General features: G+C 37.2%; 9 protein-coding genes and 1 pseudogene. 8 read left to right on the top strand and 2 right to left on the bottom strand.

Features of this window, described 5'->3' with window-relative positions:
- The first annotated feature begins 206 nt into the window (after positions 1-206).
- From BGM23_RS12560 to xynB, 4 genes are all read left to right on the top strand, one after another.
- Positions 207-371 (top strand): hypothetical protein, encoded by a 165-nt coding sequence (locus BGM23_RS12560; RefSeq protein WP_003245467.1) that lies wholly within the window; start codon positions 207-209, stop codon positions 369-371.
- Between the two features lie 139 nt (positions 372-510).
- Positions 511-981, top strand: a complete 471-nt coding sequence (locus BGM23_RS12555; protein WP_042975853.1) for a hypothetical protein — start codon at positions 511-513, stop codon at positions 979-981.
- Positions 982-1,847: 866 nt separating this feature from the next.
- The gene (locus tag BGM23_RS12550) at positions 1,848-3,239 is read left to right on the top strand and encodes an MFS transporter (protein ID WP_046663188.1); all 1,392 of its coding nucleotides are present in this window, start codon (positions 1,848-1,850) and stop codon (positions 3,237-3,239) included.
- A gap of 30 nt (positions 3,240-3,269) precedes the next feature.
- Positions 3,270-4,871, top strand: a complete 1,602-nt coding sequence (gene xynB, locus BGM23_RS12545; protein WP_015713982.1) for a xylan 1,4-beta-xylosidase — start codon at positions 3,270-3,272, stop codon at positions 4,869-4,871.
- Positions 4,872-5,008: 137 nt separating this feature from the next.
- On the opposite strand, the gene xylR is transcribed toward xynB, so the two are convergent.
- A complete protein-coding gene (gene xylR / locus BGM23_RS12540) occupies positions 5,009-6,163 on the bottom strand; it encodes a transcriptional repressor XylR (protein ID WP_015713983.1) in 1,155 nt (384 codons plus the stop codon).
- A gap of 248 nt (positions 6,164-6,411) precedes the next feature.
- On the opposite strand from xylR, the gene xylA reads away from it, so the two are divergent.
- The 3 genes and pseudogenes from xylA to BGM23_RS21475 form a co-directional block, all read left to right on the top strand.
- The gene (gene xylA, locus BGM23_RS12535; protein WP_015713984.1) at positions 6,412-7,749 is read left to right on the top strand and encodes a xylose isomerase; all 1,338 of its coding nucleotides are present in this window, start codon (positions 6,412-6,414) and stop codon (positions 7,747-7,749) included.
- Between the two features lie 150 nt (positions 7,750-7,899).
- Positions 7,900-9,399 (top strand): xylulokinase, encoded by a 1,500-nt coding sequence (xylB, locus tag BGM23_RS12530; protein ID WP_015713985.1) that lies wholly within the window; start codon positions 7,900-7,902, stop codon positions 9,397-9,399.
- 104 nt (positions 9,400-9,503) lie between these two features.
- Positions 9,504-9,669 (top strand): annotated as a pseudogene (locus BGM23_RS21475) (glycoside hydrolase family 11 protein); the annotation flags it as partial.
- A gap of 215 nt (positions 9,670-9,884) precedes the next feature.
- On the opposite strand, the gene yncB reads toward BGM23_RS21475, so the two are convergent.
- Positions 9,885-10,520 carry an endonuclease YncB gene (yncB, locus tag BGM23_RS12525; RefSeq protein WP_015713986.1) on the bottom strand — a complete coding sequence of 212 codons (636 nt, stop codon included), beginning with the start codon at positions 10,518-10,520 and terminating at the stop codon, positions 9,885-9,887.
- A gap of 413 nt (positions 10,521-10,933) precedes the next feature.
- On the opposite strand from yncB, the gene BGM23_RS12520 reads away from it, so the two are divergent.
- The gene (locus BGM23_RS12520; protein WP_046663196.1) at positions 10,934-12,349 is read left to right on the top strand and encodes a sugar porter family MFS transporter; all 1,416 of its coding nucleotides are present in this window, start codon (positions 10,934-10,936) and stop codon (positions 12,347-12,349) included.
- Positions 12,350-12,393: the final 44 nt, after the last annotated feature.

Below are 12,393 nucleotides of genomic sequence, written 5' to 3'. Positions count from 1 at the left end.
AGCCATGGGACAACAGCTAAAATGGTTTTACGTAATTAGGGAAGGATTCTAAAGGTCGGGCTGAGAAATGAATGATTCAATTAGTTGTCCATTTCAAAAAAACATATGCTGATGATGGGGATTGGATTAAATTAAGTGTCAACAGAAAGGGATGGGAAATTTCAGAATTGCTTGGCTTTACTTTATGTTGAAAGGGGTCGAGTAAGGTGGATAGGAAAAAGGATGAAATACAAAGAAAATATAGGGAACAAATGAGGGAGAAGAAAGAACGAGAAAAAGAAGATGGCAGTTCACATACTTTTGAAATTGTTGTTGTGCTAGCCATTATCATTTTGATGTTTTTCTTTAATTCAGTTTTCAAGGCTTTTTAGATATTGTACAGATGACTTTCAGGATGTTTGAAAAAATAACCCTTTGAGATATATACCACATGAAAGTATTGAAGGACTTATGAAAATTCAAGAACTAGTTGAATCTTAATAATTAATCACCAAATAATGGGGATGTAAAATGAAATTGTATAATGAATTTATCAATATAGCTAAAACGTTTAATAAAGAGTTAGACATCATTCCATTATTATATGGATCTTTAGGTCTTGAAAAGGTAACTGGGTTAGACTTTTCCCCAGAAGATATTGATATCCTTATTCCTTTAATTTTTTTAGAGGAAAAGTGGGAAAAACTAAAAAAAGTGATGGAACTGCATGGATACAAAATGGTTGATTTACATGAGCATGAATTTAAGAAAACTAATACAAAAATAGGCATTGCTTACATTGAGGATTTAAAACCATTTGCAGATGTAGACTATAATAATCTAGAGGTTTTTGAAGATGGCGGAGCGAAATATCATTTGCTAACGATTGATGATTACCTCAAGGTTTATAAAAAGTCTTTATTAGATGGTTATAGAAGAAGGAAGAAGAATCATAAAGACCAAAGTAAAATTAACATATTGAATAAATTAATACGGAATTAATTTCTGTATTCTCTTTTGTTTCCAGTCTCAATTAAAATTTTTAAGATTAAAATAAGTTTGAAAGGATAAATCATAGTGTTTAACACAACCATTAATCCTCAGACAGTCAAAAAGCCATTTCTACTCCGGTTGAAAGCTTTTCAATTTTTGCTTCTTATTTATCTTTCCTGTATTGATATATGTATGTAGGGTTGGACTTATAACATAAACTATTCTGGCCATTCCTGTTCTTTCAATTCATGACCGGGCTTGCCATCAGCATAAATCTAGGCTAACAGTCTCCATACATCCTGTGATCACCTTTATCAAACTCTTAAATGCAACTTACCACTAACCAATTCTTTATTTCGCATAGATCATCTTTGTCATGTGTTTACACAAGAATCTGTTTTCGGACTGATCGTCGTTAACTGATACATGACATTCGCAAATATTTGAGACACTGAATATAACGAAACAGTCAAAAATCAATATTTAATTCATTCTGTTTAAACTATCTGAAAAAGATGTTGAAAAAGTTGAAAGGATTTTATAATATTAAATCAAGTTAGTTTGTTCGATCAACAAACTAATAAGATAAAATTTCATTGTCCACAAGATAAGGTCTTACTGAATATGGATGGAAGGGGGATAAGAGGATCGATTTAATGGAGCTAAACAATATAAGAAACGAAAGAATGAGGCTTTTATCCTTTTCCAGGTATATAAGGTATGACGAAAAAAGATGAATTTTCTGCTTGCTGATCACCATATTTTTTCGCACTGTTTTGAAAGCGCTTTTATAAAAGTTTACTGACCGTAAATTCGAGAAATTGTTATACCGTTTCACACTGTTCCATATTAAAGGATCGAAAAGGGGAGAAATCATGCTCAGTGAAAATGTAAAGAAGATTAGCATGGTTGAAAAAGTTGGATATGCGTCTGGAGATTTTGCTTGTAATTTAATTTATGCAACAGTGTCTACGTATCTTTTGTTCTTCTATACAGATGTTTTTGGTTTATCGGCAGCAGCAGCCGGTACTATGTTTTTAGTGGTTAGAATAATCGACGCTCTCGCTGATCCTTTTATTGGAACAATAGTTGACAGAACGAACAGCAGATTTGGACGTTTTAGACCGTATCTTTTATTCGGAGCTTTTCCATTTGTCATACTGGCAATACTCTGTTTTACAACACCAGACTTTACGGATATGGGGAAATTAATATATGCCTATATAACCTATGTTGGCTTGTCGCTTACATACACAACGATAAACGTTCCATATGGCGCGTTAACTTCTGCAATGACTAGAAATAATCAAGAAGTGGTTAGTATAACTTCTGTTCGCATGTTATTTGCGAATCTTGGGGGACTTGTCGTTGCATTTTTTGTTCCCTTACTGGCTGCTTATTTAAGCGATACTTCCGGCAACGAGTCTCTTGGCTGGCAACTAACCATGGGTATTTTGGGAATGATAGGCGGGTGCCTTTTAATCTTTTGTTTTAAAAGCACAAAAGAGCGGGTCACTCTTCAAAAATCCGAAGAAAAAATTAAATTTACGGATATATTTGAGCAGTTTCGTGTTAATCGTCCACTTGTTGTATTAAGTATTTTCTTTATTATTATTTTTGGAGTGAATTCCATCAGTAATTCGGTTGGCATTTATTACGTAACGTATAACTTAGAAAGAGAGGATTTGGTGAAGTGGTACGGTTTGATAGGAAGTTTGCCCGCTTTGGTCATTTTACCGTTTATTCCAAGGCTTCATCAATTTTTGGGGAAAAAGAAATTACTAAACTATGCATTATTACTGAATATTATCGGCCTCTTAGCTTTACTGTTTGTTCCGCCAAGTAATGTTTACCTCATACTTTTCTGTCGATTAATCGCTGCTGCTGGAAGTCTCACTGCCGGGGGATATATGTGGGCGCTTATTCCTGAAACAATAGAATATGGAGAGTACAGGACTGGGAAAAGAATGGGTGGGCTCATTTACGCTATAATCGGATTTTTCTTTAAGTTTGGTATGGCCTTAGGAGGAGTTGTTCCGGGTCTGGTTCTTGATAAGTTTGGATATGTGGCAAATCAGGCACAAACCCCGGCGGCATTAACGGGGATTTTAATTACAACAACCATTATTCCCGTGTTCTTGCTGGTTCTAGCTTTAATTGATATTAATTTCTATAACTTAGATGAGAAAAAATATAAAAACATGGTTCGAGAATTAGAGAATAGAGACAAAGTTTATTTGGATCATATTGATGATTTCAAAGCTTAAAAAAGAAAATAAACTGAGGAGGAGTCCCAAATGAAGATTACCAATCCAGTACTTAAAGGATTCAATCCCGATCCAAGTATTTGTAGGGTAGGAGAGGATTATTATATCGCTGTATCTACATTTGAGTGGTTTCCGGGAGTCCAGATACACCACTCAAAAGATTTAGTAAATTGGCACTTAGTTGCACATCCATTACAGAGAGTTTCACAATTAGACATGAAAGGAAATCCAAATTCAGGTGGGGTTTGGGCACCATGTTTAAGCTATAGTGATGGGAAGTTTTGGCTTATCTATACGGATGTTAAGGTAGTAGATGGTGCATGGAAAGATTGTCACAATTATTTAGTTACTTGTGAAACGATTAATGGTGATTGGAGTGAGCCGATTACATTAAATAGCTCGGGATTTGATGCTTCTTTGTTCCATGATAAGGATGGAAAAAAGTATTTATTAAATATGTTATGGGATCACCGTATTGATCGGCACTCATTTGGAGGAATTGTTATACAGGAATATTCTGATAAAGAGCAAAAATTAATCGGTAAACCAAAAGTTATATTTGAAGGAACGGATAGAAAACTGACAGAAGCTCCGCACCTTTATCATATCGGGAACTATTATTATTTATTAACTGCAGAAGGAGGAACACGGTACGAACATGCTGCTACAATTGCCCGTTCTGCAAATATTGAGGGGCCATATGAAGTTCATCCCGATAATCCAATCTTAACGTCATGGCATGACCCAGGAAATCCATTGCAAAAATGTGGTCATGCATCCATTGTTCAAACACATACAGATGAGTGGTATTTAGCTCATTTAACGGGACGTCCTATTCATCCTGACGATGATTCAATTTTTCAGCAGAGAGGATACTGTCCTTTGGGCAGAGAAACAGCTATTCAAAAACTTTACTGGAAAGATGAATGGCCCTATGTAGTAGGTGGAAAAGAAGGAAGCTTGGAGGTAGATGCACCTTCTATACCCGAAACAATATTTGAAGCAACGTACCCGGAAGTTGATGAATTTGAAGATTCAACATTAAATATAAATTTTCAAACTTTAAGGATTCCATTCACGAATGAATTAGGTTCATTGACTCAAGCGCCAAATCATTTACGATTATTCGGTCATGAATCATTGACCTCGACATTTACTCAGGCATTTGTAGCCAGACGCTGGCAAAGTCTCCATTTTGAAGCCGAAACTGCTGTTGAGTTTTATCCGGAAAATTTTCAACAAGCCGCTGGATTGGTGAATTACTACAATACAGAGAACTGGACGGCTCTTCAAGTCACGCATGATGAAGAACTTGGCCGCATTCTTGAATTAACAATATGTGACAACTTTTCTTTTTCACAGCCATTACACAATAAAATTGTTATTCCTCGTGAAGTAAAGTATGTATATTTAAGAGTAAATATTGAAAAGGACAAATATTATTATTTCTATTCTTTTAACAAAGAAGATTGGCACAAAATTGACATTGCACTGGAATCGAAAAAATTATCAGATGATTACATCCGTGGGGGAGGATTCTTCACAGGGGCCTTTGTAGGGATGCAATGCCAAGATACCAGTGGTAATCATATTCCGGCCGACTTTAGATATTTTCGTTATAAAGAAAAATAATTTGCACATGAAAAAGGAGATTTCTATTTTAGAACTCCTTTTTCATATGAGAAGGTGCCTATGTCACTATTGCTTCAGAAATACCCCTAGAATAAAAAAACTCATCTTTAAAGATGAGCTGTCCATTCCATAAAAAATTACATTGTAATCATGTCCAGAAAATGATCAATCACAATGGAGGACATTCCTAATGCCGGTGCATTCTGTCCTAAGGAAGATGGCAATAATTCATAGCTATTGCCTAATTGGGAATAAACCCTTGATGATACTTCACTTCTCATTGAATTTAAAACCATAGGATGCGATTCAATTATGCTATTTCTTAAAATTACGGCCTGTGGGTTGAAAGTATTCAAAATATTGGTAAGGCCTATTCCTAAATAGAATCCAAAATTCTGTAATGCGTTTAAGGTTCCGATATCATTCAGATGGGCGAGGTCTATGATATCTTGATAGGACAGTTTTTTCGCTTTAGTCTGAAGAGATTTTAATAAAGCCTTCTCTGAAGCATACAATTCCCAGCAGCCTCGGTTTCCGCAACTGCATTTAGGACCATTAAAGTCTATTGTCATATGTCCCATTTCTCCAGAGAAGCCGCTTACTCCTCTATATAAATGATTGTTGATAATAACACCGATCCCTATCCCTGTGCTGATACTTACGTAAATAATGTTATCGTGATTTTTTGCAGCTCCAAATACTTTCTCTCCATATGCGCCAGCATTTGCCTCATTTTCAATAAAAACAGGCACATTGTACTTCTGTTGTATCGAAGATTTTAAGTCAATATCTCTCCAGTTGGAGTTCGGAGTGAAAACAATTTTTTGATCTTTATCAATGAGTCCAGGCACGCAAATACCTATACCAATAAGCCCGTACGGAGATTGGGGCATATGCGTAATAAAGTGATGAATCATATCAATCAAAATGTCTTTCGTTATTTCTGGAGAATTGGATTCCAAATGGCAGTATTGATCAAGAACGATCGTTCCTTCAAGGTCTGTTAAAATGCCATTGATATAATCCACACCAACATCTATTCCTACGGAGTATCCTGCCTTTTTATTAAAAACAAGCATGACAGGTCTTCTTCCGCCACTTGATTGTCCTTGACCTATTTCAAATACCAGATTTTCTTTCATTAACGTGTTTACCTGTGATGAAACAGTTGATTTATTTAATCCAGTCATTTCAGATAATTTTGCTCTTGAAATAGGTGAATTTTTAAGAATTTCTTTTAATAATAACTTTTGATTTACTTTTTTGACAAAGGTTTGATCAGCGATATCCACTTCATCCACTCCATTTGTTTAATCTTTAAATTAAGTATGAACATAGTACATAGCGAATCTTCCCTTTATTATATCTAATGTGTTCATAAAAAACTAAAAAAAATATTGAAAATACTGATGAGGTTATATAAGATGAAAATAAGTTAGTTTGTTTAAACAACAAACTAATAGGTAACTTACAATATGAAATAAAATGCATTTGTATTTGAATGATCATGTTTTGAATTTATTTTTAAGGGGGAAATCACATGGCTCAATCTCATTCCAGTTCAACCAACTATTTTGGAAGCGCAAACAAAGTGGTTTACGAAGGGAAAGATTCGACTAATCCTTTAGCATTTAAATATTATAATCCTCAAGAAGTAATCGGCGGAAAAACGATGAAAGAGCATTTGCGATTTTCTATTGCCTATTGGCATACATTTACTGCTGATGGTACAGACGTTTTTGGAGCAGCTACGATGCAAAGACCATGGGATCACTATAAAGGCATGGATCTAGCGAAGATGAGAGTAGAAGCAGCATTTGAGATGTTAGAAAAAATAGATGCACCATTCTTTGCTTTTCATGACCGGGATATTGCACCAGAAGGCAGTACGCTAAAAGAGACAAACCAAAATTTAGATATGATCGTGGGCATGATTAAAGATTACATGAGAAATAGCGGCGTTAAGCTATTATGGAATACCGCAAACATGTTTACGAATCCCCGTTTCGTCCATGGTGCCGCGACTTCTTGCAATGCAGATGTGTTTGCGTATGCTGCAGCACAAGTGAAAAAAGGGTTAGAAACAGCAAAAGAGCTTGGCGCTGAGAACTATGTATTTTGGGGCGGCCGTGAAGGATATGAAACATTGTTAAATACCGATTTAAAATTTGAGCTTGATAATTTGGCTAGATTTATGCATATGGCAGTGGATTATGCGAAGGAAATCGGGTACACAGGGCAGTTTTTGATTGAGCCAAAACCAAAAGAGCCGACCACCCATCAATACGATACAGATGCAGCAACAACCATTGCCTTTTTGAAGCAATATGGCTTAGACAATCATTTTAAATTAAATCTTGAAGCCAATCATGCCACATTAGCCGGGCATACATTCGAACATGAATTGCGCATGGCAAGAGTACATGGTCTGCTTGGCTCTGTTGACGCAAACCAGGGTCATCCTCTTTTAGGCTGGGACACGGATGAATTTCCGACGGATTTATATTCTACGACATTAGCAATGTACGAAATCCTGCAAAATGGCGGCCTAGGAAGCGGCGGATTAAACTTTGACGCGAAGGTCAGAAGATCTTCTTTTGAGCCTGATGATCTAATATATGCCCATATTGCAGGGATGGATGCATTTGCAAGAGGATTGAAAGTTGCCCACAAATTAATCGAAGATCGTGTGTTTGAAGATGTGATTCAACATCGTTACCGCAGCTTTACTGAAGGGATTGGTCTTGAAATTATAGAAGGAAGAGCTAATTTCCACACACTTGAGCAATATGCGCTAAATCATAAATTAATTAAAAATGAATCTGGAAGACAGGAGAAATTAAAAGCGATATTGAACCAATACATCTTGGAAGTATAACAGGATAAGCTCCAGATCCTGCTATCAATACCAAGTCACTGAATTACCCGTCATGATTCCTTTCCTTTTGCTTGTTGTTATGACGGGTAACTTCTATAATTAGGATTTATTTAGAGTGAATGGTTTTTTAAAAGGGCAAGGAGTGAAAAAATGAAGTATGTCATTGGAATAGATCTTGGAACGAGTGCTGTTAAAACCATTTTAGTTAACCAAAACGGCAAGGTTTGTGCAGAAACGTCCAAAAGGTATCCGCTCATCCAAGAGAAGGCGGGATATAGTGAGCAAAATCCTGAAGACTGGGTGCAGCAAACAATTGAAGCATTGGCTGAATTGGTTTCTATATCCAATGTTCAAGCCAAGGATATTGACGGGATAAGCTATTCGGGACAAATGCATGGATTAGTACTGCTTGATAAAGATTGTCAGGTGTTACGTAATGCAATTCTTTGGAATGATACTAGAACAACGCCTCAATGTATAAGGATGACCGAGAAATTTGGCGATCATCTTCTTGACATCACAAAAAACCGTGTTTTAGAAGGGTTTACATTACCTAAAATGTTATGGGTAAAGGAACATGAACCTGAACTTTTTAAAAAAACTGCTGTGTTTTTGCTTCCGAAAGACTACGTGCGATTCCGTATGACCGGTGCCATTCACACCGAATACTCCGATGCAGCAGGAACTTTACTTTTACATATTACTCGCAAGGAGTGGAGCAATGATATTTGCAATCAAATTGGTATTTCTGCAGATATTTGTCCTCCGCTTGTTGAATCTCATGATTGTGTAGGATCGCTGCTTCCGCACGTTGCCGCGAAGACCGGGCTATTAGAAAAAACAAAAGTGTACGCTGGGGGAGCAGATAATGCTTGCGGCGCTATTGGAGCAGGTATCCTTTCTTCCGGAAAAACTTTATGCAGTATTGGGACCTCAGGGGTCATACTTTCCTACGAAGAAGAAAAAGAAAGAGACTTTAAAGGGAAAGTCCACTTTTTTAACCATGGAAAAAAGGATTCTTTTTATACGATGGGCGTCACGCTCGCTGCAGGATACAGCTTGGACTGGTTTAAAAGAACGTTTGCACCAAACGAATCGTTTGAGCAATTATTGCAGGGGGTGGAAGCTATTCCGATAGGAGCCAATGGACTGCTATACACTCCTTATTTGGTTGGTGAAAGAACGCCGCATGCTGATTCTTCTATTCGGGGAAGCTTGATCGGAATGGATGGAGCCCACAATAGAAAGCACTTTTTGAGGGCAATAATGGAAGGTATCACATTCTCTTTACATGAATCAATTGAGCTATTCCGCGAAGCGGGAAAATCAGTTCATACTGTTGTTTCTATTGGTGGGGGAGCTAAAAATGATACGTGGCTGCAAATGCAAGCTGATATTTTCAATACGAGGGTAATTAAGTTAGAAAATGAACAAGGGCCAGCTATGGGGGCTGCAATGCTGGCTGCCTTTGGAAGCGGTTGGTTTGAATCACTTGAAGAATGTGCAGAGCAGTTCATTCGTGAGGCTGCTGCATTTTATCCAAAGGCACAAAATGTTCAAAAATATAAAACACTATTTGATTTGTATAAGAACATTTACACTCACACAAAGGATCTCAATACAGCTTTGAAGAGCTTTCGAAAAAACTAATGATGTTATTGTCTGGAGATCAACCGAAGAACAATTAATGATCAATCATCATCAAAGGCCTTTGATGACATGGCTGCCTTCTTTTGAAAAGATGGTGAGAATAAGGTATCGCAACCTTTAAACAGTATTGGAGTGTCCAGCAGACAAAACGAACGAGCGGAACCGTATTCTGTCAGCGAACACTTCAAGAAGTGAGAAAGCTTAGGAATGCCAATGGGTAAGATGTATGAAACCGCGCTAACGACGGTAGAGGGATCTCTTGATTTATGATGAAATAGGAAAGATGTTTACACACAAATAACCCCCTCACATTGACGTGAAGGGGTGTTTTTTATTGTTACTATACAGCGGAAATTTTACAAGTATAGTTGCATGATTTTAGCTTGATAAGCAGAATGGAAACTAGACACGCCATCATCTCTTTCTCATTCTTTGGAAACTGCATTCTGCTAGGTTTGCTGCTTTTTTTAACAAACAGTGTTTTTCTATTTCACACAGCCATTAAATCCTCTGTTCGTCACATAACCGCTCTTACTCCAAATTGACAGTTTATCTGATTTTGCTTCTTGCTCATCTAGTCTGAATTGGTCTATGTATTTTGTGTTAGGCTCATATACATATGCTACTCTGGCCAATCCCTCTTTCAATAATGTCTCTTGAACAGATTTGCCGTCAACATAAACGTATGCTAACAGTCTTCCATACTTATCTCTGCGATCGCCTTTATCAAATTCCAGCTGTAGCTTACCGCTGTTGACCAATTCTTTATTTCGTTTCGACGCATCCTCACCGTATGGTTGAACACAAGAATTTGGTTTCTTCGTCTCAGGTGTATCAACGAGCAAGTAGCGCACTGTGTCTTCCTTTCCGTTGTAAATAACCTTAATCGTATCTCCATCTATTGCTCTATCTAATGTAACATCGATCAATTTCTTGTGATTTTTTGAATGAGGCGTGCCAGCCTTTTGTTCTGTCTGACTATATTCATTAGATTGAGTATCTTGAGAGACTTGCTCCGTCCCATTAGAATCTGAATGGTTTTTGGCTGCGTGATTTGATCCGCAAGCTGCCAAAGTAATACTTAAAACGATTGCGATCATACTGATCAAAATCTTCTTCATATTGATTCCCTCTTTATCATTTTCTCTTTTTGCGATTAAACATCATCATTATAACGATATGGACATTTTTTGTGAATGGAAAACTTCAAGGGAACTTATAACACTCCAAATTGCCAATAGTTAACTTCACAACGAGGTGATCAAAACATCACCATCACATAGCGGAAATAAATAATCCTGAAAATAATATTGACTGAAAATGCTTTTGGAATTATGATAATATGAGAAATGACAATAATGTGACAAAAACATTACTACAACATAACAACTAATAGCTTAGGTTTATTCTATTGGTTAAAAATGTAAACGGTTACAAATCCAGAGGCGAAAATCTAAGATAGAGATGACTTTAGTTTTGACTCAATATCCACACTGAAAGAGCTTATTAAGTATTCTTAATAAAGGCAGGGGAAATGGATATGAATGAACATCGAAATCGAAGGTTGAAATTAATAATGATTTCAGCAACTTTTGGAGGGCTTCTCTTTGGATATGATACCGGAGTTATAAATGGAGCTTTACCTTTTATGGCAAGGCCAGATCAGCTTGATTTAACACCGGTTACAGAAGGGCTTGTTACGAGTATTCTTTTATTAGGTGCCGCGTTTGGAGCGTTGTTATGCGGAAGATTGGCTGATCGATATGGCCGCCGTAAAATGATCCTTAATCTTTCCTTTTTATTTTTCCTGGCATCACTGGGAACAGCGTTAGCACCTAACGTTTTCGTCATGGTGGCCTTTCGTTTTTTACTGGGGCTGGCTGTTGGAGGAGCCTCGGCGATGGTGCCGGCCTTTTTAGCAGAAATGGCACCGCATGAAAAGAGAGGGCGTATGGTAACCCAAAATGAACTAATGATTGTTGGCGGGCAATTTTTAGCATATGTTTTTAATGCGATCCTCGGTGTAACAATGGCAAATACGGGACATGTTTGGAGATACATGCTTGTCATTTGTGCTGTACCGGCTATCATGTTATTTGCCAGTATGCTTAAGGTACCAGAAAGCCCCCGATGGCTAATCTCCAAAGGCAAAAACAGTGAGGCGCTGCGAGTTCTTAAACAAATTCGAGAAGATAAACGTGCAGTAGCTGAATGTAGAGAAATTCAAGAAGCGGTAGAAAAAGATACAGCACTAGAAAAGGCATCACTCAAGGACTTTTCTACACCATGGCTGCGCCGTCTTTTATGGATTGGAATCGGTGTTGCCATAGTGAATCAAATTACAGGTGTGAACTCGATTATGTATTATGGCACACAAATCCTTAAAGAATCTGGTTTTGGTACAAAAGCGGCTTTAATCGCTAATATTGGAAATGGGCTGATATCAGTTATTGCAGTTATATTTGGGATTTGGCTGGTCGGAAAAGTGAGACGGCGTCCAATATTATTGATTGGTTTGGCAGGGACGACTACAGCGCTCCTATTGATTGCGATTTTCTCAATTGTGCTTGATGGATCTATGGCACTTCCTTATGTAGTGCTTTCTTTGACCGTTTTATTTCTTGCCTTTATGCAAGGGTGTGTAGGACCTGTGACTTGGCTTGTCATAGCGGAAATATTCCCTCAAAGGTTAAGAGGACTTGGTTCTGGGATAAGTGTTTTTTTCCTTTGGATATTAAACTTTGTGATCGGTTTTGCTTTCCCGATCTTGCTTAGCTCTGTAGGTTTGTCTTTTACATTCTTTATATTTGTGGCTTTAGGTGTATTGGCAATCGGTTTTGTGTACAAATTCATGCCGGAAACAAAAGGGCGTACACTTGAAGAATTAGAAGAGCATTTTCGTTCTCGAGACGATCATAATACTCCTGAACAATCAGTTATTGAGGTATAAATATGTTGAAAATCTCTCTTCTTATAGGAGGGATTTTTTAAGTT

The organism is Bacillus sp. FJAT-14266 (assembly GCF_001719225.1).
GTDB lineage: Bacteria > Bacillota > Bacilli > Bacillales > Bacillaceae > Bacillus > Bacillus subtilis.
Note: the sequence above shows the minus strand (reverse complement) of the source record. Positions and strands in the feature narration are given on the sequence as shown.